The organism is Paraburkholderia sp. A1RI_3L, from assembly GCF_048957895.1.
In the GTDB taxonomy this organism is placed as follows: Bacteria; Pseudomonadota; Gammaproteobacteria; order Burkholderiales; family Burkholderiaceae; genus Paraburkholderia; species Paraburkholderia kururiensis.
The window spans coordinates 1-25,049 of sequence record NZ_JARCHA010000025.1; the positions used below are offsets into that span (position 1 = coordinate 1).

Here is a 25,049-nt window from a genome sequence, read left to right on the forward strand (position 1 = left end):
GCGATCTTTAGCGATGCTTCATTTCGCCAACGGCCTATGAGCCGCTCATGTCCGCTCATGCGGGCTTATGCGCCACGTAATGCACCCACCAGGCGTTGCTCGTGCCTGCGTCGTCGGCAATGCGGTCGCCCTGATCGCTGCCGAACGCCGCGTCGTTCACGAAGCCCGTTTCCGTCAGTTGCCGCCGCTGCTCCGCCACCGTCGTGTAGATGATCACAATGCCGAAGTAGTGCGCCGCCGCCGCGCGGACTGAATAGCCCGGATAGTCACGGTTCAGGTTCATGTGCCGCAGGTAGTTGGCGGTCGCGACCGGCAGCCTGACGAGCGAGCGCAGCACGCGCCAGCCGAGTCGCACCGGGTTCGGCGTGAAGCGCGGCAGCAGCTTGAGCGGCGTCTCGCCGTAGCCCGGGCCATCGCGGTTGTGCGACGAGACCAGCACGTAGCCGCCGGGACGCGTCACGCGAAACATCTCGCGCAGAATGCGCATGCGGTCTTCGTAGTCCACGCAGTCGATGCCGTTCCAGCTGAATTCCACGAGCCCGTAGTGATCCGAGGGCAGCGTGTGCATGTCGCGCGCGTCCATGTGGCGCAGGTCCACGCCGGGATGGCGGCCGCGCGCGAGTTCGAGCAGCTTCTCCGTGTAGTCGATGCCCGTGTAGTCCATGGAGATGGCGCGCATGAGCGGGATCGTGCGGCCCGCGCCCACGCCGATGTCGAGCAGCGGCGTGCCCGCGCAGCGCGGCGTGATCCACGCGAACGCGGCCGCTTCGCCGGCGTCGGTCCATGTCTTTTCGAGCGTGAACTCGCGCTCGGCGTCGTGGGAATTCCACGCGCTCTGGTTGATGCGGTCAAGGTCGGAAGTCGGGTTCACAGCCTGGCTCCATCGAGGTACGGCGGCGTGGCGCTCGCGCGCGCCGCCGCAGGTCGCGCTGACTGGCCGCCCGTGTGGGGCGCAGCCTGAATCAGCTCCGTAAACAGCCAGCGCTCGGCATCGGCCATCACGGCCTCGCGCGCGGGCCGTGTAAACAACGCATGGTCGAGCTTCGGCAGCGTCGCCGCGCGCACGCCTTCGTGACAGTGCAGCGCGGCGAGCCGCGTGCCGAACTGGATGCGCGCTTCGTCGAGCCCCACGTCGTAATCGCCATATACGAGCCGCAGGCGCACGCCCTTGCGATGAATCGCGCGCACGAGGTCGCGCGCCTCGTTGGCCGCGAGCGCCCGGCCGGTGCAGCGCTCGATCCAGCCCGCCGCCGTAAGCCAGCCGCGCCGCGCGAGCCGCGCGGCCACCACGCGGGCGATCCGCAGCGGATGGCTCTGCCCACGCAGGGCGCGTGCCCACTTCTCGGGGTTGAGCGCGGCGCGCCAGTACACCTTCGAGGACGCGAACTGATGCGCCCCGGGCGCGCGCGCGTCGCCGTCCCAGATGAACTTCTGCAGGTTCACGCAGAACGCGCCCTCCACGGCGGCATGCCGTGCACTCGCGTGCAGACCGGCAAAGGCGCCGCCGCACACGCCGAATACGGCCACGCGACGGTGCCCGTGCGCGACGAGCCAGTCGGCGCCTGCCGCGGCGTCGCGACAGGCGTCGTCGGAGTAGATGGTGTCGAGCGTGACCTCGGGCGCAACGGGCGTGGCATCGCCGATGCCACCCAGATCCATGCGCAGCGACGCGATGCCGAGCGCCGCGAGCCGCCGCGCGAACAGCACGAAGATGCGGCCGTCGCCGATGTGGTGACTCGCGCCGGTGTTGAGAAACAGCATGGCGGGCGCGCCTGCGCGCGGCACGTCGGGCTCGCAGTAGATGCCGAAGTACGCGCCGAACACGACCGGGCGCTCCGTGGCGCGCGTGCCGGCCAGGCGCAGGGCCGGAGCTTCGTCGTTCGATGCAGCCACGCTTTGCCCACCTGCCGGCGCAGCAGTGGAACGCTCACACGCGCCTGCCGCGAGCCACGTCGTCACGCGTTCGAAGGCGCTCGCGGGTGCTTCGCTGTACAGCGCTTCCACGAGAAAGCGGTCGAGTTCGTCGAGCGGGCCGTGCTGCACCTCCACGCCGTGCGCGGCGTAATGGGCGGCCAGCGCTTCGGTACGCGTGCGGTTGCTCGAATCGAGCAGCAGCACGCGCGCGGCCGGCGCGTGGGTGTCCTTGCACAGGTCGACGGCTGCAAGGCGCGCAATGTCCTCGCCGTGGATGCCGAAGCCGAACGCCTCCACATAGGCGTCGGGGTTCGCGATGGGGTCCGCGTTCATGCCCGCCGGCGTGCTGAGCCAGCTCTGCCGGTGAGCGCGCAGTTCGCGCACGTAGTTGCGCCCGAGCACCGCGGGCGCGAGCAGCACCAGCGAATCGACGCTGCCGACATTGCGTTGTGCGGCGAGCGCGGCGAGCGTCGCACCCAGCCGCAAGCCGACGAGCGACACCTGCTTCACGCCGGTCCATTCGCGCAGCCGCGCCATGGCCGCTTCGATACTGCCCAGCCAGGCGGCGAGGCGCTCGGGGTCGTCCTCGGCGCCGTCCGAATCGCCCGCGCCGGGGTAATCGAAGCGCAGCACCGGCATGCCCGCCGCCGCGATGCCCTCCGCGAGCGCGCGCCAGCCGCGATGGGTGCACAGCGCGTCGTAGCCGAACGGGTTGCAGAGTACGACGCCGCGTTCCCCATCCGCCTCATGGAGCCAGCCGAAGCAGCCATCGAACACGACAGGTCTCATGGAATCCATCCCTTTGCGCCGGCCCGGCTTACCGGTCGACGGTCATTTAAGCAACGTGCTTCTCGCACATTCTGTTCGGGTGCGCACACACTCCCGGAGGACGTTGTGCGCCTGCAAAAACCGCATAAAGGCTCGCTGAGGGGTTGCTTAGGGGCTGCTTAAGGGTCCATTTAGGGGCCTTGCCTCGCGGCGGGCTAAAGACCCGCACAACGGCCTACCCCACGGCCCGCACAACCGCACAAGGCCCCCGAAACCACACGCAGCCCCCGTTTCACTTCATCCGCGCACCTCATCCGCACACCTCATCCGCGCGGTCCATCTGCGGTGCCGGCCACGGGCACCGTGGGCGCCGGCCGCCTGCGCAGCCACGCGCGCGCCACCCGCACGAGGTCTTTCACGCACGCCTGCACGCCCGGCCGCAACGGGTTGTACCGATACCGCCAATGCACGCACATCGAAACGAACTGTGCCGTGAGCCGCCACGCGCCGCGCGATTCGTAGAGCGCCGCGCGCGCGAGCAGATACTCGCTCACCGCTTCGTAACGCCGCGACGCATCGAGCAGTTGCGGCGCGAAGCGCGTCGGTGTGCGCTGCGCCAGGTGCGCGAGGCCGTCGCGATACTGCGCGGCAATCGCCGCGCGTTCGCGGTACGCCGCTGCCCCGCTCGCAGCCACCCGGGCACGCGCGTGACGCAGCCCCGCCTGCGGCGCGCCGCACGCGTTCTTGCCATGCTGCCGATACGCGACGAGCGGCGCCTCCACCACGCGCACCGTGCCCGTCACGTCACCGAGCAGCGACGCCCACTCGTCGTGCGCCACCTCGGTGTGCTCGCCCGGAAAATTCGGCAGCCGCGGACGTTCGAGCAGCAGCGGCAGCAGCGCCGCGTCGAAGCAGATCTTCATGCCCGCGAAGAAGCCGAACGGCGCCACCCTTCCCGGCCCCGATCCGCGCTTGCGCACCCACGTGTGCAGCGTGTCGCCCGCGATCGGCTGCAGGTTCTGGTCGACCGTGCATACGCGGTGCGCCACGAGCGTCACGCCCGGTTCCGCCGCCGCGGCGGCCATGCGTTCAAGCTTGTCTGCACGCCACACGTCGTCCTGGTCGCAGAAGGCGATCCAGTCGCCGCGGCAATGCGAGGCCGCCAGCAGAAAGTTCTCGGCATAACCGAGGCGCGCCGCATTGCGATACAGCCGCACGGGAAACGGCGCGTGCTGCGCGAAGATCTCGACGAGTTCGGGTGTGCCGTCTGTGGAGCCGTCGTCGGTGACCACGAGTTCGTACGGCAGCCAGCGCTGCGACACGAGGCTCGCCAGTTGCTCCGGCAGATAACGCGCGCCGTTGCAGGTGGCGAGCGCAATCGAAATGGCGGGCAGCCTGCGAGCCCGGCCTGCTGTTTTCGTGTCTCGCGTCATGAGGTCCTCCTGAGCGCCGTGCGCCTCGAGAGGCGCGTCGCGAAGCGCCGCACGCCGTCCGCGATGAGCGGTTCCGTGCGCCATGCCCAGACGCAGGCCACCGCCACGAGCAGCAACGCCGCCGGTGTCGCGGTCCACGTGGGCCAGCCGCCCGCGGCGATCAGCGCGAAAGTGGCGACGAGCGTAAGCACCGGCGCCACGAGCCGGCGCCAGAACGCGCCGCGATAGCCCGCCAGCCACATCAGCACGACGCCGTCGACCGCGCATCGCACGCTCCAAGCGAACGCCGCGCCCACCAGACCGAAGGCGTGCATCGCGCCCCACAGCAGCGCGATGAACGGCACCAGTTCCACCACGTGCAGGCGCGCGACCACGTCGGGGCGTCCCTGTGCCTGGAGCTTGTCGAACGCGACGTGCGCGAGGCTGTTGATCCACACGCCCGCGAGCAGCACTTCGCCCACGAGCGACGCATGCGCGGCGAACGCCGCGCCCACCCAGAGCCGCAGGAACGGCTGCATCGCGAGCATGCCCACGACCACGACGGGCGTGATGAGCGCGGCGAGCCCCGTGATCGCGCGTTCGGCAAGCGCGCTCGAATGTTCCGTGGCGAGCGCGGAAAGGCGCGGAAACAGCGTGCGGCACAGCACGGCCGGAATGAGCCGCAGCCGCGTGGCGAGATTGAACGGCACCGTGTAGTACGCCACCGCGTTGGCACTGATGACGCTGCCGATCAGAAAGCGGTCCGCGGCTTCCAGCAGCGGGCTCACGAGATTCGTGAGCGTCACCCACATGCCGAAGCCGAAGAGCGGCCGCACGTGGCGGCGCGCGGGACCGCCCGCGCCGCGCAGCGGAAACACGCGCGCAACGGTCGCGGCGAGCAGCAGCAGCGTGAGCGTGCTGCCCACCATCGCGGCCAGAATCAGGTGCTCCAGTTGCGGGCCGAACAGCAGCGCCGCGGCGAGCGGCAGCGTCTGGTAGAGCAGCATGCCGACGAACTGCACCGCGTTGAGCGGCCCGAACCGTTCGATGCCTTCGAGCGCGCCGGAGAACACGCCGGTGAGCGTGGCCATCGGCACCGCGCAGGCGATGAACGGCAGCGCGGGAATCACCTCGGCGCGAATCGATGCGTCCATGTGAAACACGTGCCCGAGCGCGAGCCCCGCTACGCCGTAGAGCACGAATCCACCCAGCACGCCGAACGCCGCGTTGAGCACGACCGCAGTCCACAACAGCGACTCGCGCTCCGCATGCGGCGCGTCGCCCATGCGCGCAACCTGGTTCGACGTGGCGCGCGTAAGCCCCAGATCGAAGAAGCCGAAATAGCCCTGCAACATCCACACGGTGACGAGCACGCCGTAACGCGCATCGCCGATACGGTGCAGATAGATGGGCACCGTGACGAGCGCCACCGCGAGCGGCAGCACGCTGCCGAGCAGATTGAACAGCGCGTTGCGGGCGAAGCCCGGAGCCTTGGGGGCGTCTTTCATGACCAATGCCAATGGGAACCAGAACCGAATGTCAGAGCCGATACTGCACGGCACAAACGCTTCGAGTCTGTGGTCTGCGCCACGCTGGCGGGCACCTCGGACTTGCTGCGGTTTCAGGCGGCCCCGTATGCTTTCAGGCGGCTTCGAGAAGGCTTACGGCACGTCGCGCAGCAACAGGCCCGAGCGCCCATTTCCAGCGCTTCGTGCGCCGACGAAACAGTCCAACGAAACAGTCCAACGAAGCGGCCCCACGAAGCCCCCGGCTCGGCCCAACGAAGCCCCGCGAAGCTCCACCCTTCACGCGGCCACCGTATCCAGCCGCCGCTGCCGGCGCGCCGCATAGAGCCGCTCGAAGCGATGCGCGACCTTCTCCCACGCATAGTCGAGCGACGTTTCCCGTGCACGGCGTTGCAGACGCGCCCAGTACGCGGGATCGTCGACGAGCGACTGCACCGCGCTCGCCAGCGCCTCCGCATGACCGGGCGGCACGATGAGGCCGTTGTCGCCGTGCCGCAGGAACGCACGCAATCCGCCGATGTTCGAGCCCACCGGCACGAGTCCGCACGCCATGGCTTCGAGCGGCGAAAGCGGAAAGCCTTCGTACATCGAGGGAAACATCAGGATGTGATGCGACGCGAGCAGCGCAGGCAACTGCGCGTTGTCGAATGCGGGCACTGCGGTGATGCGTTCGCGAATCGACTCGGGAAAGCGCGCGAGCGTCGCCTCGGCGCCCTCGCCCGTGCCGAACAGCGTGAGCGTGAGCTGCGGATTGCGCGCAAAGAGCGCGGGCACCGCCTTCGCCATCGTCTCGATCCCCTTCCAGTAGTTCGCGCGGCCCATGAAGGCGAGCTTCGTGGGCGCAGCGGGCATCGGCTCGATGCTGTGTTCCTGCGTGTGCGCCGGCTCGCTCTGAGCGCTCAGCGCTGCGCGCGCCACCGAGGCAAAGGTCTCGTCGATGCCGTTGTCGATCTGCACCACGTGGTCGCCCGGAAAGCCGAGCTTCGTTACGGCAAATTCGCATTCCGTATCGTTGAGCAGCATCGCGACATCGGCCCAGGCGAACGACTTCGTGCACTCCCAGAGCCGCAAGCCGCCGTGATAAAGGGGATAGCGCCACGAGCGGTCTTCCTCGCCGTTGCGGCAGCGTTCCAGAAAGAGTTCGTGCACGACCGGCTCCATGCCGTGACTGCGCGTGACGGACAACTGCTTGGGACGCCAGCCGAACGCACGGCGCGCGAAGTTGATGAGCCAGCCGTCGCCGGAGGACATATCGAGCACGTCGTACTCCGGGTGCATCAGCACGTGCCCGAGCACGAACCAGGGGAAGAGCATCGTGCGCAACATGCCTGTCACCCCTTTCACGTCGTCGTGCGAAAAGATGCGCACATCATGGCCGCGCTGACGCAGCGCCTCGGCAAGCTTCACGGTGACGCCGGGCGCGCCGGCGCTGCGGCTCAGGGTGTGGTGGATCGTGAACAGGATGTTCATGGGTTCGCAGTGGTGGAGTGAATCGGATCGCGCGCTCGTGCGCTTGTTTGATGTTCGCTTTTTGCGGTGCGTAGGTTTTCTGCGTATTGGTTTTCTGGGTTCTCGGGGTTTTCTGCGTTTTGGTTTGCCGTGTGCGCTATGCCCGCCGTTCGTCCTGTTCGCCCCGTGCGCCTGTCGCGCCCCGCTAGCCGCAACGCGCACAGGCGGGCACCGACCGCCGCCACGCGCGCCACACGTTGGAGCGCCGCACGATCTCGGGCAGCGAGCGCAACGCGCCACGCCGCGCGAGATACACCGTCATATGCGCGAGCCAGTACGACGCGAAGGCTGCGAGCTTGAGCGCATCGGGCTCGATGCTGCGGTAGCGCTTCACGCCGATGTAGAGCCGCGCCGCCTCGCAGCAGAGTTCGTAGCGCGAGAGCGCGCGGGGCGCATCGTCCGCGGGCGTGGCGAGCACGCCCTTGCCGGCCTGGGTGTCGCGCGACCGCAGCGCGGGCACGAGTTCGATCGGATAGCCGCGCTTCACGGCCCTGAGCGAGAGTTCTGCGTCCTCGCTGCCGAAGTAGATGTTTTCGTCCCAGCGTTCGGTGCGAAAGAGCGCGAGCGGAAACACAGCGGCGTGGATGTTCACGCACTCGGGCCGCTCCGATGCCGTGAAATAACCGGCGAACGAAAGGCGCACGGCGGAACATGAAGTCGCGTGGCCGGCGCACGCCTCGGCGAAATCCGCCGACGTGGCGGACGGTCCACCCGTGAGCACCGTCTGCGTGCGCCGTGCAGCAGGCAGCGCCGTGAGCCATGTCTTCGCCACGGCGAAGAAGTCGGGCGCGGGCTGCACGTCGTCGTCGATGAACGAAACGTGCGTGCATTGCGGCGCCTGCGCGAGGCACTGCATGACCGCGTTGTTGCGATTCGCGCATACGCCGCGGCGCGGGCCGGCGAGCCACGTCACGCCCGGATAGCGCGCCACCACGGCAGCGTTCGCCGCGCGCGTGTCGGGCGCCGGCGAGTCGTCGCTGACCACCACCCACGCGGGCGGCGGCACGCAGCGCGCGAGGTTCGCAAGACACGCGTCGAGCGTCGCCGTGCGGTTCATCGTCGTGATGCAGACGGCGAAGCGGATCTCGGAGAACACGTTGCGAGCCGCGAAAGGGCCGCGGCTTCCGGTGTTGCTGCCGGTGCTCTCGGTGCTCACGGTGCACTCGTTGCGCTGGGTGCCCGGGACGGAGACCGCACCGGCGCCATCGGGCACAGCGTCTGTTGCATCCGATCCGCTCTGCGCGGCACACGGGCCGGTCTCGGGCCACGAAGGGGTCGGCGCATTCGACACACTCGACACACTCGGCGCACTCGACTCGCTCAACAGATTCCGCGCGTTCATCGCACCACTCCACGCGCCGACGCCGTGCCTCGCGCGGCGCCGTCCGCCGCTGCCGCCGTCGCTCGCGCCCCCGCACCGCGTGCGCGGCCGGCGCGTCGCGCTTCGAGCGTGCGTTCGTAGAGCGCGAGGTAATCGGTGCACACGCGCGTCACGCTGAACACGTCGAGGTGTTCGCGCGCCCGCGCAGCCAGGGCATGTCGCGCAGCCGTATCGTCGATGAGGCCGCCAATCGCAGCGGCCAGCGCCGCTGGGTCCGACGCCGGCACGAGCCGCCCCGCTTCGCCGCGGTCCAGCATTTCTGGGTTGCCGTCCACGTTCGTCGCGACGATGGCGCAGCCCGCTTCGCGCGCCTCGGAGAGCACGAGGCCACCGGGCTCGCGATGCGAGGCGAGCACGAACACGTCGGCCTGCGCGAGCCACGCGCGCGGGTTCGCCATGAAGCCCGTGAAGTGCGCGCGGTCCGCCACGCCCAGCGCTTGCGCCAGCGCTTCCATGCGAGCGCGATCGGGACCATCGCCGACGAGATACAACGTGGGCTGCACCGCCCGATGCGTCTGCCCGCACAGCATCGCGAACGCACGCAGCAGATCGGCAATGCCTTTGCGCTCGTACATGCCCGCTACGGTGACGATGCTCGGCCGCATGACCGCCGGCAACGCACTAGCGGGCTCCGCCTCCGCGCTCGAATCGCCCTCCGCCACCTCCCCGCAGCCACCGCTATCAACAGCAAACCGCGGCGTGCCGATCGTACCGTTACGCACCACCGCGAGCTTCGCGGCCGGTATGCCGCGCGCCGCCATCGATGCGGCCACCGCGTCGCTCACAGCCACCACGCAGTCGCCCACGCCCATCACCGTCGCGCTCTTCTGAAACTCGTTGTGCACCGTGGTCACGAGCGCAAAGCGGCGCCGCGCCGTGCAAAGCCGCGCCATCAGCGCGCCCGTCATCATGTGCGCATGCACGACGTCGGGCTGCGTCTGCGCCACGAGCCGCCGCATGCCCGCGAGCATGGCCGGCACGCGCCAGGGTGTCTTCGATTGCCGAAGCTCGACGTGACGCACGCCATAGCGCGCGAAGAGCGGCTCGAAGCCGCCGCCCGAGGTGGCCACCGTCACCTCGTGGCCCGCGCGCGCCTGCATGCACGCAAGGTCCACCATCATGTTGACGATGCCGTTGCCCACGTTCTGCGCATGATTGGCGAGATGGACGATTTTCATGGCGACCCCGGATGAAGCGCGGCACGCGCCGCGCGGGCAGAATCAGATGGCAATGCCGGCGGCCTGAAGCGATACATGAGCACCTTGCCGTGGCTGTCTTCCTCGACGAACACGAGGTACTCGCCGGCATACGGCCCCGACTCGATGCGGTGGGCCGTAACGGGCATCGGCACGTCGACGATTCCGCTTCGCTCGCCCACTTCGGGCCCAGGTGTGAGGCGTCCCACTTCGCGGCCGGTGTCGCGCTCGCGCACGTGCACCACGCCCGCGTGCGTCTCCACGGTGAAGAGGTAATCGCCCGCCACGGTCCAGCCGTTCATCGAAGCCGGGTCGGGCGGCCCGCGGTCGGGCAGATCGATGGCATAGCGCAGCACCGGCTTGCCGCGCAGCCAGTGGTCGTAGCGCGCGAGCCGCGAGCCCGTGCCGTTCCAGTTGTATTCGAGGAACGGATGCGCGGGCGTGGAGCCCGAGAGATAGAGCGTGTCGTCGGCGGGGAAATACGCGACGCGCGCAATGCGCGTGAACGGCGCCGGCAGCGGCCACACGCTGACCGCACTGTAGCGATAGACAGGATTGCCAACGGCATCGAAGCCGACGAGCGCAAAGCGCCGGATACCCGCTGCGCCCAGCCCTTGCCAGACGTTGCCCGCGTCGTCCACCCACCAGGCCGTGACGCGCGGCGCGCCCTGGCCCCACTGCGGCTGATCGAAGTCCGTCACGGCGAAACGCCCCTTGCCTGCGGTGTCGCGCCAGATCCATTCGCCGCTTGGGGGCTGGTTCGGCGGCCACGGCTTGTCGATATGCGAAGGCGAAAAGAGTCCCGACGGAATCGCGGTCTCGCTGCCCGCTTCGAAGCGGTAGACGCGCAGGAACGACGAGGTCATGTCCGTCGTGTAGAGCAACCGGTGCCCGCGCACGTCGCGCACGAGCGGCAGCCCGCGCATGCCCTGGCCGAGATGCAGAAACGGGTCGTAGGGATAGCGGAAGCGGTCCGCCGTGAAGCCCGCATACGACCACTCCGCGCCGCTTCCACGCGAGAGGTCGAGCGCAAAGCGCTTGCTGCCCGTATAGACCGAGGGCGGCGTGCCTTCGACAAACTGCGCGCCGTCCACGAAAAGCAGCCCCTGCACGCTGAAGCGGCGCGTGCCGTCGGGTGCGTAGCCTTCTATCACCGCGCCTTCGGTGTCGCCCGGGCCGCCTGCGAAACCGCGCGGGCCCGTGCCGTTCATCGCCACGTAGACGTTGCCCGTCGCGTCCGCGGCCACTGCCGTGAGGCCGTTGAAACGCTGCGGCCCGGGCGTGCCCGCCCTGCCGGCATAGATGCCGCCCGCGACGCCCAACGTCCCCGACAGTTGCATGGAAGCCTCTTGATTCGTGATGCGGCCATCCGCGGCCGCCGCGTTGTTCTTGTGCGTGGGCGCGCCGCCGCTTGCGGCTGGCGCGAAGATCAGCACCTGCTGGCGCACACCGTTGTCCGCGACAAGGAGCCGCCCGCGCGCATCCACGGCGAGGTCCACCGGCACCGTGCCGCGCGGCAGCGCGAGCGTGCCGAGCACGGTGCCCTCGCGTGCATGGTGGACGACGCGTTTTGCGCTGTCTGTGCGGCTGCGCTCGATCACCCACAAAGTCCCGTCCTTCGCGAGCGCAAGGCGGCCAGGCTCAGGCACGGAAAAACCGCCGACGGGCTGCATGGTCTGCGCATCGAAGATGTCGATGCGGTTGTCGTGCAGATTCGAAACGAAGAGGCGCGTGTTGTCGGCGGCAAGCCCGCGGATGGCGTCGTCTTTCGGCTCCGGCGCTTGCGAGATCACGCGAAACGCGAGTCCGCTGCCGGGCCAGTCGGCTTCGCCGGCGAACGGCACGCCGCGGCGCACGTCCGCGCGGCTGCGCCGCGAGACGCCGAACCAGCGCATGCCTTGGCGCGGCAGATGTTTTTCGGTCGCCATCGCGTTGCCGATGCTCACCACGATCTGCGCGGCGAACACGTAGTCGTCGTTCACCGCGATGGCGTCGCCGCCCAGCATGCCCCAGCCGTGCGAGCCGCCGCCGTAGCCCAGCAGCGCGCCGTCGCGGTAATGGCCTATCTCGCCGCCGCCCTCGTCCCAAGGCGCGTTGGTGAAGAGATCGCCGTTCGGCGCGACGGCGAGCGCCTGCACGTCGGACTGCACCCAGCGGCCATCGCCGAATCCCCATGTGTTGCCCACCCACGAGGTGCGGTACGAGAGCGGCGGTTCAGCGGAAAAAGCGGTGGAAACAGCGGCAGCAGGGGCGGCGGCAGAGGCGACGACAGAGGTACCAGCGAAGACGGCAAAGGCGGCAGCAAAGGCAGCAGCGAAGGTCGCAGCAAGGGCGGCCGCGCGAAGCACGGCCCGGAGCAGCGCGCAGAAAGCGACGCGTTTCATCGCCCGCGTGCTTCAGTGCGCCTCGATTGCTTCGCGATAGACGCGCGCCACGCCGCGCGCGACCACGGGCAGATCGAAGCGGCCCCGCGCGTAGGCAAGGCACGCGTCGGCGTCGGGCAGCGCGAGGCGGCCGCGCAGCGCGTCGGCCACGCCGGAGGCAATCGCGTGAAAGCCGCCCGCGGGCAGCACGAGGTCCGGCGAGAGCGGCGCCACGGCCTCGGGCAATCCGCCCACGGGCGTGACGAGCACGGGCGTGCCCGCGGCGAGCGATTCGATCGTTGTGAGTCCGAAGCCTTCGAGCGACACCGTGGGCACCACCGAAAGGTCCGCGGCGCGATACCAGAGCGGCAGTGCGGCGTCCTCGACGAAACCCGCGAGATGCACCGCGGACGCGAGGCCGCGCGCCTCGATACGCCCCTGCAGCTGCTCGGCAAGCGGCCCTTTGCCCGCGATCACGAGCAGCACGTCGGGCACGGCCTGGCGCACGAAGAACATGGCGTCGATCAGGTTTTCCAGCCCCATGCGCGTCACGAGCCGCCGCACGCAGAACACGAGCGGACGGTCGTTGGCCACGCCGAGCCGCTCACGCGCCTCGGCCTTCGTGGTGGCGATATCGAAACGATCCACGTCCACGCAGCCCGGCACCACGCGAATAGATTCGTCCCGCACGCCATAGGTGCGCTCGAGAATGTCGCCGAACGCGCGCGAAAGCACGATGTGCCGCGTGCCGCTGCGATAGACGAAGCGCTCCAGCGCCCGGCGCGCCGCGATCGACAGTCCGCCCCCGCCTTCGGGAAACGACTCGTCGGCCCACGGTCCATGAAAATGCACGACGCGCGGCACGCCGCCGAACACGCCCGCCAGCGGCGCCGCGTAGAGCGCGAAATGGGTGGCCACCACGTCGGGCCGCTTCGTGCCCACGAGCCGCCGCGAGTGCCTGCGCGCGCGCCAGAGCCGCACGCCGAGCGGCGCGTGGGCGTCGGCGAACGCTTCCACCCGCCCCGCCGACGCTTCGCGCACCGCGCCGCTGCCCGCCACGAGCCCGCGCACGTTCACGCCCTCGCCGGGCAGCGCCTCGACAAGCGACATGAACATGCGGTCGAGCCCGCCCGGCCGCTCGCCGAACCAGTGCATGCCGATCTGCAACGAATCGATGGGCCCCGTCATGGCCGCGCCGCCGCGATGGCATGCTGCGCGCGCGCCGCGTGGGGCGCGTGCGCGCGCACCTCTTCGTAGAGCGCGAGGTAACGTTCGGCCATGCGCGGCCAGCCGAGCGAGGCAGCACGCTGCCGGGCGGCCTCGCCCATTTGCCGCGCGGCCACGCGGTCCGACGCAAGCCGCGCGAGCGCGGCGGCGAGCGCGGCGGCGTCGTCGGGATCGTCGAGCACGATGCCGGCGGCGGGCTCGGCGTACGGCGCGCCTTCCATGCGGCATGCGTTGTCCATCCCGTCGTCCTTCCCTTCGCCCTTCTCTTCGTCTTTCGCGTTACCCGGCGCGCCAGCCTCGATCATCTCCGCGCCGCCCGCGGTGCGCGCGGTCACGACGGGCAGCGCCGCGGCCATTGCTTCGAGCAGCACGAGCCCGAGGGGCTCGTAGCGCGAGGGAAACACGAAGGCATCGACGGAACGCATGAGCGCCGGCATGTCTTTCACCAGATCGAGAAAATGCACGCGGTCGGCCACGCCGAGCGAGCGCGCAAGCGCCGGATACGGGCTGTTGCGCAGAATGCCGGCCACCGCCAGATGCACGTGCGGCGGCGTCTCCCGCAGCGCGCGCAGCACCGTATCCAGGTTCTTGCGCGACATGCGCAGGTCGCCCGCGAACAGCGCCATGAACGGCTCGCGCGGCAAGCCGAAGCGTTCGCGCTCGCTTTCGCCTGGCGCGAATTCGTCGAAGTCCACGCCGTTGTGGATCACGTGCAGCCGCGCGTCGGCAATGCCGAGCGCGGCCACCTCCTGCGCGACTTTCTCGGAGACCGGCACGATGGCCTCGGCACGCCGGAACGCCCAGCGTTCGCACCAGGCGTTGAGCCGCGTATAGAGCACCTGATACGCGTGATAGGCGCCGCGCGTGGCACGAAACGGATAGAAGCCGCAGCGGTACCAGCCGTCGTGAACGAAGTGCACGGCGTTCACGTGCGCACGCGCCCACGTGATGAAGCCGTTCACGTGGATCACGTCGAACGCGTCGCGATGCGCGGCGATCCACATCGCCGTGCGCCACGCGAAGAGCTGGTATTGCACGAGGCGCGAAGGCAGCTTCGAGGGCGCGATCTTCACGAAGCACGCACGCGGATGCGCCGCGAGCACGCTGTCCGCTGCGGAAGCCAGCAGCGTGACCTCGTGGCCCGCTTCCAGCGCGGCGCGCGCGATCTCGTAGTTGACGCGCCCCTGGCCGTCGTTTTTCGTGACCACATGCGTGACGATGAGAATGCGCATCGGCGGCCCGCTCATGGTTGCCCCCTCGGGTTGAGCGGTCCGGGGCCGCCACGGAAAACGCCGGGCCGGCCGCCGCTCGCATCGGCACGCAAGGCTCCCATTGCGCCCGGGCGCGCCGCGCTCGTGGGCACGGCAACGGCGGTGCCCGCGCGAGCCTCCGGCGGCGCCGTCCCTGCGCCACTGCACGCAGCGGCCAGCGCGCGGCGTCGCCGCAGCCACTGCATTTCGCGCGCATGGCGCTGCGCAATGGCGGGCAGCAGCACGCCGACGAAGAAGAACAACCCCGGCAAGCCCGTGAGCGTGTTGACGAACACCATCATGCCGAGCATCGCGAGCGCCACGCCCACCGCCGAAATCGCGAAGCGGTCGCGCCCGCGCGCAAGACTCGCCCAGAATGCGCGCCACAGCAGCATCACCACGCCCGTCACATAGAGCAGCGTGCCGGGCCAGCCCATCACGTAGGGCACTTCCATGAGGCCGCTGTCGAACACCACGTTGGCCTGGGTGCCGTCGTTGTCGTCGGCGGCCAGCTTGGTGCCCAGACCCGTGGTGCCCAGCCCTTGCCCTGAAATGTCGGTGAGCGCGACGGACAGAAAGCTGCGGTAGAACTCCGCGCGAATGCGGTAGCTGTTGTCTTCGCCGAGGTTCTGCATGGAGTCGAAACGCTGCATGATCGGCGCCGAGATTTCGTCGATCATCAACGCGGGCGCGCCGAGCAGCGCGAAGCCGAGCAACGCGCCCACGAGACGCAGCCGGCTTTTGCCGTCGAGCATCGCAAGCGGATAGACGAGCCCGAGCGCAAAGCCGCCCCACGCGCTGCGCACCGCCGTGAACATCAGCGACGGCACGCCCACGAGCGCCGTGGCCACCTTCAGCCGGCCGCGTGCGGCGAGCGACATCAGCAGGATCGACATGATGGTCTGCGCGTAGGGCCCCGACGAATTCATCGTGCTCGACACGCGCATGCCGAACGGCACGGGGTGCCCTTCGGACTCCATCTGCGAGGCGAGCAACCAGAACGCGTCCCACGGCGGCGGCGAGATGAACTGGATCACGCCGTAGAGGCCAATGGCAAAGCCGCCCCACGTGAAGGTCTTGAGCAGCACATCGCGATAGAGCGGATAGTCGCGCCACGTCACGAGCAGACGAAACGCGACGAGCACCGGGAACGCCCAGTTGACCACCGTGAAGGTGGCCGCGGCGGGTCCGGCCCTCACCACGCCCACGATGTAGGCGTAGAAGAGCCCGAGCACCACGAGCACGAGCGGCATGGCGCGGCGCTCGCCAAGCACACGCAGGTTCGAGAGCAGCGAGAAGCCCGAGAGCGCGACAGCCAGCATCGGCGCAATCATCACGGGGCTCTTCGGATTGAACGAACCGTTCACGAAGTCGGCAAGGCGCCGCACTTCGGGCGAGAGGAAGAACAGCCAGCACACGAAGCCCAGGTAGTGGGCCGGCGAGCGCCGGTAGAAGCGCAACGCGATGGCGAACGCGCCAACCGGATAGACGAGTTCGACGAGCCGCCCCTGGTGCAGCACGATGAGCAGCAGCGTGATGCCGAATAGCGCGAGCGGCAGGCGCAGCGGATGCCGCTCGCGCGCGGTGCGCGCGGTGTGTGATACGGCGCGGGCTGCGCCGGCCGGGCTCGTAGCGCTCGCCTGCGGTCGGGCGCCCTCCGGCTCGCCCGCACGCGCGCCTGCGGACAAGCCGGAAAGCGGCCCCCCGGCGGGCTGCAATACCGGCCGCAAGCCGGGGCCCGGACCCGGCATGGGCGCCATGGCGGTACTCACAGCTCGAAGATGCTGCCGAGCGTGAAACCGCTGCGCTCTCGGCGCGTCCCATTCACGACCGCCTGCGCCGCGCGCGAGCTGCGCGTGAGACCGATGAACGGCACGCCGTATTCGAGAAACGGCCCTTCGGTTTTTCGGAACCCGAACTGTTCGTAAAACTGCCGCAGTCCGAGCGGCGCGCTCACGCGCACCACGCGGCCCGGCCAGCGCTGCGCAATGGCGTTCAGCACGCGTTCGATCAACTGCTCGGCGGTGCCGTCGCCGCGCCGCGACGGGCTCGTGAGCACCTTGTCGATCACGATATCGGGGTCTTCCGCGTCGCCCGGTTTCACCCGCGCATAGGCGACGATCGGCATGGGCCGCGTGATGTCCTCGGCGCCGAATACGTGCAGCGCCGCTTCGTCGTGTCCATCGGGATCGAGGCATACGTGCGACTGTTCGACGACGAACACCGCACTCCTCGCGCGCAGGATCAAATACATCTCGCGCGCCGTGAGCTGCTCGAACTCAAGCGTCTTCCAGTTCATCTGGTCTTTCCTCGGCTATTCGTTTTCGTCCCGGGCCGCGTGCTTTGCGCACGCTTCGTCGCGGTGTGCGTAGCGGCTTTTCGCCGCGTTGTCGCCCCATTCACGCCGCGTTTCTCGAAGTCCCGCGCCTTCTGTGCGGCCCGCTTCGTTGTATGGGGACACGTTACGTGACGTAGCTATGCGGTTTCCGTGCGGAATCGCACCGACCGCCCCTGATCGCGGTCCGTTAAATACGCACTGCCGGCTCTCTCGCCGGACATGCATACCAAACGCGTGCGCCGCAGGCACACAGGCTGCGACGATCGACATGACCAAAACGTGAGGGCCTCTTACATGAAAAACGTACTGCGACGAATTCTTTCCGAGTCGGCTCGCCTGTCTGTTTCACCGGATACGCTCGCCGACGACGCCGATCTGTACGCAGCCGGCCTTTCCTCGCTTGCGACCGTGCATCTGATGCTTGCCATCGAAGACGAGTTCGGCATCGAGATTCCGGACCGGATGCTCACGCGGCGCCTGTTCTCCAGCATCGATTCGCTTGCCGCGGCCGTGACCGAGCTGCAACAGGCAAAGGCGGCAGCATGAACGCCCCGCTCCTCCATACCCCCGCCGCGCCCGGCGCGAACGAAGCGGCGCAAGACGCACAGGACGCGGCCGGCGCATCGGCCGCCCCGCTCGCCGCCGTGGAAACGGAACCGGGCTGGCGCGCCGCCGCGCGCCGCGCGGCCCAGGTTGCGGCGCAACATGCCGACGCGGTGGACCGCGACGCGCGCTTTCCGCACGAAGCCTTCGACGCGCTGCGCCGCGAACGGCTGCTGTCGGCCATGCTCGCGCCGGAGCTGGGCGGCATGGGCCTGCCTGTGGCGGACATCGCGACCATCTGCGGCATCCTCGCCGAAGCCTGCGCGTCCACCGGCATGATCTACGCCATGCACCAGATCCAGGTGGCCTGCATCGACGAGCATCGGCACGGCTCCGCCTGGCATCGCGACTTCCTTGCGCAGCTGGCCGACAAGCAATGGCTGCTCGCCTCGGCCACGTCCGAAGAGACCATCGGCGGCAACACGCGCACGAGCGCCTGCGCCGTGGAACTGGACGGCGACGACGCGAACGCGGCCCTGCGCATCGAGAAGCTCGCCACCGCGGTCTCGTACGGCGCTTACGCCGACAGCGTCCTCATGACGGCACGCCGCAACGCCGAAGCGGCTGCCTCCGACCAGGTGCTGATCGTCACGCTGCCGTCCAACACGACGCTCGAAAAGCGCGGCACGTGGGACTCGCTCGGCATGCGCGGCACCTGCACGGAGCCGTTTCGCATCGTCTCGCACGGCACCGCGGCGCAGATCCTGCCCACGCCGTTCGCCGACATCTCCGACCAGACCATGCTGCCCATCTCGCACATGCTGTGGTCGTCGGTATGGACGGGTGTAGCCACCGACGCCGTGAACCGCGCGAAGGCCTTCTTCCGCGCGCAGGCGCGCGCGAAGCCGGGCTCGGTGCCGCCCGCGGGGCTGCGTCTGGCGCAGGCCGTGGGTCTGTTGCAGATGATGCAGGCGCGCCTCGCGGTGGCGCTCGACGCCGACCGCGCCGCGCATGCGGCACGCCAGCGCGCGGGCGACCAATGCCAGTTCGACGCGCCGCTCGCGGCCATGCTCGGTTTCGCCTCCGACATGAACACGCTCAAGACCAGCATCTCGGCCACGGCGCTCCAGGTGGTACAGGAAGTGCTCATGATCTGCGGCCTTGCCGGCTACAAGAACGGCACGGAGTACAGCGTGGGCCGTCATCTGCGCGACCTGCATTCCGCGCCGCTGATGATCAACAACGACCGTATCGCCCAGAACACGGCCAATCTGCTGCTCGCGCAGCGGCCGGCCGCGCCCGGGAGGGCCTGAGATGAACACGATGACTGAAGCGGCCCAACTGGCTGCCGTGGATTCAACCGAACCTGCTGCGGCAAAGACCGACGCCGGCGCGGCACCCACCTTCCGCGACGAACTGCTGGCAAAGGGCATCCTGATCGACACGGGCGAAAACGGGCTCTACGGCCGCAGCCAGGTGTTCGAAGACGTGGTGGACCGCCTCAACGTCGCCATCACGCATCTGGGCGCGGACCAGAACCCTGAAGTGCTGCGCTTTCCACCCGCCATGCGCCGCACCGACTTCGAAGACAGCGAGTACCTGAAGAGCTTCCCGAACCTCGCGGGCACCATCCACTCGTTCTGCGGCAGCGACGCGGGCCACCAGCGCCTCTTGCGCTGCCTCGACGACGCGATGGCCGAGCGCGACGACGACCGCGACCCCGCCTGGATGGAGCAGCAGCAGCCCACGCGCGTGGTGATGACGCCCGCCGCGTGCTACCCGGTGTACCCCGTGATCTCGCGGCGCGGCCCGCTGCCGCAGGGCGGCGCGACCATCGACGTGCTCTCGTACTGCTTTCGCCACGAGCCGTCGCTCGACCCCGCGCGCATGCAGATGTTCCGCCAGCGCGAGTACGTGCGGCTGGGCTCCCCCGACGAAGTGATGGCGTTCCGGCAGATGTGGATCGAGCGCGGCTCGCTGCTCGTTTCGCTGCTTGCGCTGCCGGTGGACGTGGATCTTGCCAACGACCCGTTCTTCGGCCGCGGCGGCAAGATCATCGCGGACAGCCAGCGCCAGCAGGCGCTCAAGTTCGAACTGCTGATTCCGGTGGCGAACCCCGAGAGCAAGACCGCGTGTCTCTCGTTCAACTACCACATGGACCACTTCGGCGTGATCTGGAAACTGCAATGCGCCGACGGGTCCGTAGCCCACACGGGCTGCGTGGGCTTCGGCATGGAACGCATCACGCTCGCCCTGTTCCGCCACCACGGCCTCGACGTGAAGGCCTGGCCCGCGGACGTGCGCGCGCTGCTGTGGGGCGACACGCAGCGCGTGGTGGAAGACGCACTCGACGCGAACCGGGGAGGCACGGCATGAATCCGCCACTGACCACCGTGAGGAAAACCGTCCACCTGGCAGCCGGCGAAGCGCCCGCCATGTGGCCGGCCCAGGCCAGGCCGCCGCGCGTGCATACGGCGCACGCGCTGCACCAGGGCGAGCGCGTGTGGCAGGAGACGAACTGCTACGTGGATCTGTGGATCGAGCTGCTGCACGGCTACGGGCTCGACCCGCGCGCGGCGCTCGCCTTCACGGTGACGCAGGACTTCGAAGGCGACCAGTTCACGTTCTTCAAGTTTCCGCTGGAAGACCTCGACCTGCTCTACGGCACGCAGGTACAGGAATTGGCCATCTACGACTCGCTCGAAGACCGCGTGTTCGCGCAGACGCAGCGCGGCCACACGGTGCTCGTCGAAGTGGACGGCTATTACCTGCCCAACACGCGCGCCACCTCGTACCGGCGCGAGCATCCGAAGACGACCATCGGCGTCGACTTCATCTCGCCCGCGGAACAGCGGCTCGGCTACTTCCACAACACGGGCTACCACCACCTGGACGGCGAGGACTACGACGGCATCTTCCGCAAGCTGCCGCGTTTCGAGAATCAGCCCGACGTGCTGTTTCCCTACGTGGAGTTCGCAAAACAGGTGCGGCCCGCGCTGCAGGGCGCGGAACTCGTGGATGCCTCCGCGGAGCTGCTCTGCGCGCACCTCGAGCGGCGCCCGCTCTCGAACCCGGTCACCGCATGGCGCGCCGTGTTCCCGCAGCACATGGACCTGCTGCTCGCGCGCGGCGAAGCGTTCTTCCATCCGTACTCGTTCAACCTGATGCGGCAGCTGGGCGCGAACTTCGAATTCCTCTCGAAGTACCTGCAATGGCTGGGCGCCCAGGGCGTGGACCTGCCGCCCGAGATCGCGGTGTCGGCGCAGAGCATCGCGTCCGAAGCGATGGTGATGCAGTTCCGCCTCGTGCGCGCCATCACCCGCGGGCGCCGCGACCTGTGCGACGACTGCTTCGACGTGCTGGAAAGCGCGTACGAGAAGACCGTCACGACGCTCGCCGCGCATGTGCTGTGAGGACGACGGTGCGGCCCGCATTGCCGTCCAGGCCGTCTTCGCCTGAGGCCGCAGGATGCGGCGACGAGGCCGCGGCGCATGCGGTTGATGTGGCGATTGAGGGGGCGATGGATGTGGCGATTGAGGTGGCGATGGATGCAAGCGCGCGGACAGCGGCTGAAGCAGGCGAAACGCCTCGCGCGGGCGCTGTGGCCGCGGCTCATCGAGTGACGCCCGAAGCACCGGACCTCTGCGTCTGGCCTGTCCCGCTCAGCGAAGGCTGGCAATGCGTGAGCACGCCGGCGGGCGCCTGCGCCACGCCTGCCGACCTGCCGCACGACGGCTGGCTCGACGCGCCCGTGCCCGGCACCGTGGCAAGCGCCTGGCGCGCGGCGGGCCGGCTCGATGCAACCCTGGGTGCCGTCTTCGGCGTCGCCGCGCTTCATAGCCGGACCCATGGCTCGCTTCATAGCCCGCTTCACAACCCGCTTCATAGCCCCACACCGCCTCCCTTCGCCTTCGACGACCACTGGTATCGCCTCACGCTCACCGGCCACGGCACGGAACGCCTGCGCCTGCACGGCCTGGCCACGCTCACCGAGGTCTGGCTCGACGGCGCGCTCCTGCTCACCTCGGATTCGATGTTCGAGCGCCACGATCTCGACGTGACGCTCGACGGCCACGCCACGCTCGCACTCTGCTTTCGCGCCTTGACGCCGCTGCTCGACGCGCGCCGTACACGCGCGCGCTGGCGGCCGCGGCTCGTCTCGCCCGCCACCTTGCGCAACGTACGGACCACGCTGCTGGGCCACATGCCCGGCTGGTGTCCGAGCGTGCAGGCAGTCGGCCCGTGGCGGCCCATTGAACGTCTCGCCGCCACACCGCGCGCCTTCGATACCGTGCAACTCGCGCCGAGCCTCGCAGGTGACGACGGCGTGCTCGCGCTCACGCTGACCTTCGTGAAGCCGCAGCCCGTCTCGAGCGAGGCGACGCTCGCCTGCGCCGGTGCACAGACCGCGCTCGCCTGGCGCGACCCGCACACGCTGGAAGGCACGCTGCGCGTGCCGGGCGTCGAACGCTGGTGGCCGCATACACACGGCAAGCCCGCGCTTCACGAGGTCACGCTGCATCTGGACGGAATGCCCATCGCGCTGGGCCATGTGGGCTTTCGCGCCATCGAGGTGGACCGTGGCGCCGACAGCGAAGGCTTCGCCTTGCGCGTGAACGGCACGCCGGTGTTCTGCCGCGGCGCGTGCTGGACGAGCGCCGACCTCGCCACGCTCGCGGGCACGCCGGCGCAACTCGCGCACGCGTTCGCGCTCGCGCGCGACGCCGGCATGAACATGCTGCGCGTGGGCGGCACGATGGTCTACGAATCCGATGCGTTCTATCGCCTTGCCGACGAGCACGGCATCCTGATCTGGCAGGACTTCGCGTTCGCCAACTTCGATTACCCGCGCGACGACGCCTTTCTCGCCTCCGTGCAGCGCGAGGCCACGCAGTTCCTCGAACGCACGCAGCGCTTCGCGTCGCTCGCCGTGCTGTGCGGCGGCAGCGAAGTGGACCAGCAGGCCGCGATGTTCGGCCTGCCGCCTGCGATGCGCGAACAGGCTCTGTTCACGGAGCATCTGCCTGCGCTCGCGGCCGCGCTGCGGCCAGACGTGCCCTACGTGCCCAACTCGCCGACGGGCGGCACCTGGCCGTTCTCGACGCGCACGGGCATCACCCATTACTACGGCGTGGGCGCGTATCAGCGCCCGCTCGACGACGTGCGGCGCGCACACGTGCGCTTCGCCGCCGAATGCCTCGCCTTCGCCAACGTGCCCGACGACGCCACGCTTCACGCAGCGGGCGGCATGCAGCCCTACGACGCGCGCTGGAAGGCCGCGGTACCACGCGATGCAGGCGCGGGCTGGGACTTCGACGACGTGCGCGAGCACTACCTGCGCACGCTCTATGGCGTCGATCCCGCACGGCTGCGCTATGAGGACGCCGCGCGCTATCTCGAACTCTCGCGCGCCGTGGTGGCGGAACTCATGACGGACGTGTTCGCCGAATGGCGCCGTCACGGCTCGCCCTGCGGCGGCGCGCTGGTGTGGCAGTTCCAGGACCTGCAGCCGGGCGCGGGCTGGGGCGTGATCGATTCGACGGGCCGCCCCAAGAGCGCGTGGCACGCACTCGCGGCAGCCCTGCGCCCGGTGCAGATCGCCATCACGGACGAAGGCCTCAACGGTCTGGACCTGCACGTCGTCAACGAAACGGAGCGGCCGCTGCACGCGCGGCTCGCGCTGGTGTGTCTGCGCGACGGCAGCGTGCGCGTCGCCGCAGGCGAGCAGATGCTCGACGTTCCCGCGCGCGGCACGCTGCGCGTGGAAGCCGCGGCATGCCTCGGCCAGTTCTTCGACTTCACCCACGCCTACCGCTTCGGGCCGCCTTCGCACGACGTCACCATCGCCACGCTCACCGATGCCGCAAGCGGCGCGGTGCTGGCCGAAGCGTTCCATCTGCCCGACCGCTCGCCCGCGCCGCGCTACGACCCGGGCCTCACCGTCACGCCCGTGCAGGGTCCCGACGGCTGGCAGCTCGTGATCGAAACGCAGCGCTTCGCACGCTTCGTCCACGTGACGGACGCACACTACCGCGCCGCGTGCGACTGGTTCCACCTGGCGCCGGGCAGCCGGCGCGTGGTCGACCTGGTTGCTCTCAGCGCTTGCGCGAGCATCGATTCCACCTCACCCACGCCGTTGTGCACGAAAGATACAGCCACGGCGCCCGCGGGCGAGGTGCGCGCCATCAACGCGCCCACGCCTGTTTTCTACGGCTGAACCCTCCGGCCACGCCCAACCCTCTCAAGAAGCGCATCAAGCCTTGCGATACGCGAGGCTTGCATCGCGCGCGTCTGCGTCAGGCTAATGACATGGAACTGTCAAAAAGCCGTTCCGTGCGGGAGCCCACGCAACCCATAGAACACAACTGAATCATTTCGGTTCGCGCGAACCGTGCACGGGCGAGACGCATCCAGCGCGTGTTTGCGGCGTGCCAGGCGCGCGCCGCCATCTTTGATCAAAAACAAAAAAAGCCTATTTATCAACGGGTTGATGTGCGCGGAATAAACCAGCTACTTAAGAGTTTCCAGCCCTGCGGCGTTGTGCAGATTTGAAACAAAAACGCACGCTTTGCCGCAGTCCGCCTCGCAGGGTGGGTCTCCCTATGTCGCTGCGCCGCATCAAGCCATGGTCTGACGTGTCTGGCACGGTCTTCGCTAAATGTGGTCCGCAACACGGTGCATACGCCGGGCAACCGAGGGCCCACGGCGCATGCACAGGAGGCCAAACGGGGCCGGCGCGATATGAACACGGAAAGCCTGTCGATCGACGGCAGGCAACACGACACGTGCAAGTCGCGCCGGATGAAGAAGAAGCGAAGCTGCACGCTGCGCGGCTTCAAACGAGGACCGATCATGTTGACCCTTCAATCCGACCTGCACGGTAACCATCTGCTGGGCGCACTGCCGTCACACGAATGGCAGGCACTGGCACCGCATCTCGAACTGGTTCACCTGCGCACCGAACAGCTGCTGTGCGATTCCGGCCAGCGCATTCACCACGTGTATTTCCCGACCACCGCCATCATCTCGATGCTCTCGACGATGGAAGACGGCAGCTCCGTGGAAATTGCCGCGGTGGGACGCGAAGGCATGACGGGCGTGCCCGTGCTCACGGGCGGCGAAACCATGCCGAACCGCGTGCAGGTGCAATGCTCGGGCTTCGCGTATCGCATGAGCGCGCAGGCGCTGCGCCAGCAGTTCGCGCGCTCCGACTTCCTGCGCCGCCTGATGCTGCTCTACATGCACGCCCTCCTCACGCAGGTCGCGCAGACGGCGGCCTGCAACCGGCATCACTCGCTCAGCAAGCAGCTGTGCCGGTGGCTCCTGATCGAAGTGGACCGCGTGGCCTCCGACGAACTCACCGTCACGCAGCAGCTCATCGCCGACATGCTCGGCGTGCGCCGCGAAGGCATCACCGAAGCCGCGGGCCGGCTGCATGACCAGGGGCTGATTCACCATAGCCGCGGCCACATCAAGGTGCTGGACCGCAAGGGTCTCGAAGCGCGCGCCTGCGAATGCTACGGGCTCGTGAAGCGCGAGTTCGACCGGCTGCTGCCGCGCCTGCATGAAGCCAGCCACGCGGAAACCGTCGGTTGACGGCCGTGCGAACGGAAACGGGAACG

General features: G+C 68.9%; 18 protein-coding genes. 6 read left to right on the plus strand and 12 right to left on the minus strand.

The annotated features are described in order from the left end of the window. Positions 1-55 precede the first annotated feature (55 nt). The 12 genes from PXJ20_RS31585 to PXJ20_RS31640 form a co-directional block, all read right to left on the minus strand. Positions 56-871 carry a class I SAM-dependent methyltransferase gene (locus PXJ20_RS31585; protein WP_421029389.1) on the minus strand — a complete coding sequence of 272 codons (816 nt, stop codon included), beginning with the start codon at positions 869-871 and terminating at the stop codon, positions 56-58. After that, on the minus strand, positions 868-2,703 hold the full coding sequence (locus tag PXJ20_RS31590) for an alpha/beta fold hydrolase (RefSeq protein ID WP_421029390.1): 1,836 nt from the start codon (positions 2,701-2,703) through the stop codon (positions 868-870). Before PXJ20_RS31590 ends, PXJ20_RS31585 begins: the two co-directional genes overlap by 4 nt. 302 nt (positions 2,704-3,005) lie before the next feature. Next, positions 3,006-4,115 carry a glycosyltransferase gene (locus PXJ20_RS31595; RefSeq protein WP_421029391.1) on the minus strand — a complete coding sequence of 370 codons (1,110 nt, stop codon included), beginning with the start codon at positions 4,113-4,115 and terminating at the stop codon, positions 3,006-3,008. Next, positions 4,112-5,602 (minus strand): flippase, encoded by a 1,491-nt coding sequence (locus PXJ20_RS31600; protein ID WP_421029392.1) that lies wholly within the window; start codon positions 5,600-5,602, stop codon positions 4,112-4,114. Before PXJ20_RS31600 ends, PXJ20_RS31595 begins: the two co-directional genes overlap by 4 nt. Before the next feature lie 297 nt (positions 5,603-5,899). After that, positions 5,900-7,090: a glycosyltransferase family 4 protein gene (locus PXJ20_RS31605; RefSeq protein ID WP_421029393.1), complete on the minus strand. Its 1,191-nt coding sequence runs from the start codon at positions 7,088-7,090 to the stop codon at positions 5,900-5,902. Between the two features lie 184 nt (positions 7,091-7,274). Continuing rightward, positions 7,275-8,285: a glycosyltransferase family 2 protein gene (locus PXJ20_RS31610; RefSeq protein WP_421029394.1), complete on the minus strand. Its 1,011-nt coding sequence runs from the start codon at positions 8,283-8,285 to the stop codon at positions 7,275-7,277. A 182-nt stretch (positions 8,286-8,467) separates the two neighbouring features. Beyond that, the gene (locus PXJ20_RS31615; protein ID WP_421029395.1) at positions 8,468-9,688 is read right to left on the minus strand and encodes a glycosyltransferase; all 1,221 of its coding nucleotides are present in this window, start codon (positions 9,686-9,688) and stop codon (positions 8,468-8,470) included. After that, entirely contained in the window at positions 9,685-12,090 is a 2,406-nt protein-coding gene (locus tag PXJ20_RS31620; protein WP_421029396.1) for a hypothetical protein, read from the minus strand. The genes PXJ20_RS31615 and PXJ20_RS31620 overlap by 4 nt, the downstream gene beginning before the upstream one ends. 12 nt (positions 12,091-12,102) lie before the next feature. Beyond that, a complete protein-coding gene (locus PXJ20_RS31625) occupies positions 12,103-13,257 on the minus strand; it encodes a glycosyltransferase family 4 protein (RefSeq protein ID WP_421029397.1) in 1,155 nt (384 codons plus the stop codon). Next, positions 13,254-14,528, minus strand: coding sequence for a glycosyltransferase family 4 protein (locus PXJ20_RS31630; RefSeq protein ID WP_413213888.1), 1,275 nt, complete (start codon positions 14,526-14,528; stop codon positions 13,254-13,256). Before PXJ20_RS31630 ends, PXJ20_RS31625 begins: the two co-directional genes overlap by 4 nt. 11 nt (positions 14,529-14,539) lie before the next feature. Then, positions 14,540-16,318, minus strand: coding sequence for a hypothetical protein (locus PXJ20_RS31635; RefSeq protein ID WP_421029398.1), 1,779 nt, complete (start codon positions 16,316-16,318; stop codon positions 14,540-14,542). Next, positions 16,315-16,845: a GNAT family N-acetyltransferase gene (locus tag PXJ20_RS31640; protein ID WP_017776618.1), complete on the minus strand. Its 531-nt coding sequence runs from the start codon at positions 16,843-16,845 to the stop codon at positions 16,315-16,317. Before PXJ20_RS31640 ends, PXJ20_RS31635 begins: the two co-directional genes overlap by 4 nt. A gap of 333 nt (positions 16,846-17,178) precedes the next feature. Between PXJ20_RS31640 and PXJ20_RS31645 the strand changes: the two genes are divergently transcribed. The 6 genes from PXJ20_RS31645 (at position 17,179) to PXJ20_RS31670 (ending at position 25,023) form a co-directional block, all read left to right on the plus strand. Next, positions 17,179-17,430 (plus strand): acyl carrier protein, encoded by a 252-nt coding sequence (locus tag PXJ20_RS31645; RefSeq protein ID WP_017776617.1) that lies wholly within the window; start codon positions 17,179-17,181, stop codon positions 17,428-17,430. Then, complete coding sequence (locus PXJ20_RS31650; protein ID WP_421029399.1) at positions 17,427-18,740, plus strand: acyl-CoA dehydrogenase family protein; 1,314 nt, start codon at positions 17,427-17,429, stop codon at positions 18,738-18,740. Before PXJ20_RS31645 ends, PXJ20_RS31650 begins: the two co-directional genes overlap by 4 nt. Position 18,741: 1 nt before the next feature. After that, complete coding sequence (locus tag PXJ20_RS31655) at positions 18,742-19,803, plus strand: amino acid--[acyl-carrier-protein] ligase (protein ID WP_421029400.1); 1,062 nt, start codon at positions 18,742-18,744, stop codon at positions 19,801-19,803. A gap of 59 nt (positions 19,804-19,862) precedes the next feature. Further along, the gene (locus tag PXJ20_RS31660) at positions 19,863-20,840 is read left to right on the plus strand and encodes a DUF1839 family protein (protein WP_017776614.1); all 978 of its coding nucleotides are present in this window, start codon (positions 19,863-19,865) and stop codon (positions 20,838-20,840) included. A 107-nt stretch (positions 20,841-20,947) separates the two neighbouring features. After that, positions 20,948-23,644 carry a glycosyl hydrolase 2 galactose-binding domain-containing protein gene (locus PXJ20_RS31665; protein ID WP_421029401.1) on the plus strand — a complete coding sequence of 899 codons (2,697 nt, stop codon included), beginning with the start codon at positions 20,948-20,950 and terminating at the stop codon, positions 23,642-23,644. A gap of 635 nt (positions 23,645-24,279) precedes the next feature. Beyond that, entirely contained in the window at positions 24,280-25,023 is a 744-nt protein-coding gene (locus PXJ20_RS31670) for a Crp/Fnr family transcriptional regulator (protein WP_421029402.1), read from the plus strand. The last annotated feature ends 26 nt before the right edge of the window (positions 25,024-25,049 follow it).

Excerpts from the sequence above, each read along its gene's own strand:
- PXJ20_RS31605 (WP_421029393.1), bottom strand. The coding sequence starts at position 7,090 with ATGAACATCCTGTTCACGATCCACCACACCCTGAGCCGCAGCGCCGGC.
- PXJ20_RS31595 (WP_421029391.1), bottom strand. The coding sequence starts at position 4,115 with ATGACGCGAGACACGAAAACAGCAGGCCGGGCTCGCAGGCTGCCCGCC.
- PXJ20_RS31650 (WP_421029399.1), top strand. The coding sequence starts at position 17,427 with ATGAACGCCCCGCTCCTCCATACCCCCGCCGCGCCCGGCGCGAACGAA.
- PXJ20_RS31620 (WP_421029396.1), bottom strand. The coding sequence starts at position 12,090 with ATGAAACGCGTCGCTTTCTGCGCGCTGCTCCGGGCCGTGCTTCGCGCG.
- PXJ20_RS31640 (WP_017776618.1), bottom strand. The coding sequence starts at position 16,845 with ATGAACTGGAAGACGCTTGAGTTCGAGCAGCTCACGGCGCGCGAGATG.
- PXJ20_RS31625 (WP_421029397.1), bottom strand. The coding sequence starts at position 13,257 with ATGACGGGGCCCATCGATTCGTTGCAGATCGGCATGCACTGGTTCGGC.
- PXJ20_RS31615 (WP_421029395.1), bottom strand. The coding sequence starts at position 9,688 with ATGAAAATCGTCCATCTCGCCAATCATGCGCAGAACGTGGGCAACGGC.
- PXJ20_RS31600 (WP_421029392.1), bottom strand. The coding sequence starts at position 5,602 with ATGAAAGACGCCCCCAAGGCTCCGGGCTTCGCCCGCAACGCGCTGTTC.
- PXJ20_RS31590 (WP_421029390.1), bottom strand. The coding sequence starts at position 2,703 with ATGAGACCTGTCGTGTTCGATGGCTGCTTCGGCTGGCTCCATGAGGCG.
- PXJ20_RS31665 (WP_421029401.1), top strand. The coding sequence starts at position 20,948 with ATGGATGTGGCGATTGAGGTGGCGATGGATGCAAGCGCGCGGACAGCG.
- PXJ20_RS31660 (WP_017776614.1), top strand. The coding sequence starts at position 19,863 with ATGTGGCCGGCCCAGGCCAGGCCGCCGCGCGTGCATACGGCGCACGCG.
- PXJ20_RS31655 (WP_421029400.1), top strand. The coding sequence starts at position 18,742 with ATGAACACGATGACTGAAGCGGCCCAACTGGCTGCCGTGGATTCAACC.
- PXJ20_RS31645 (WP_017776617.1), top strand. The coding sequence starts at position 17,179 with ATGAAAAACGTACTGCGACGAATTCTTTCCGAGTCGGCTCGCCTGTCT.
- PXJ20_RS31670 (WP_421029402.1), top strand. The coding sequence starts at position 24,280 with ATGTTGACCCTTCAATCCGACCTGCACGGTAACCATCTGCTGGGCGCA.
- PXJ20_RS31630 (WP_413213888.1), bottom strand. The coding sequence starts at position 14,528 with ATGCGCATTCTCATCGTCACGCATGTGGTCACGAAAAACGACGGCCAG.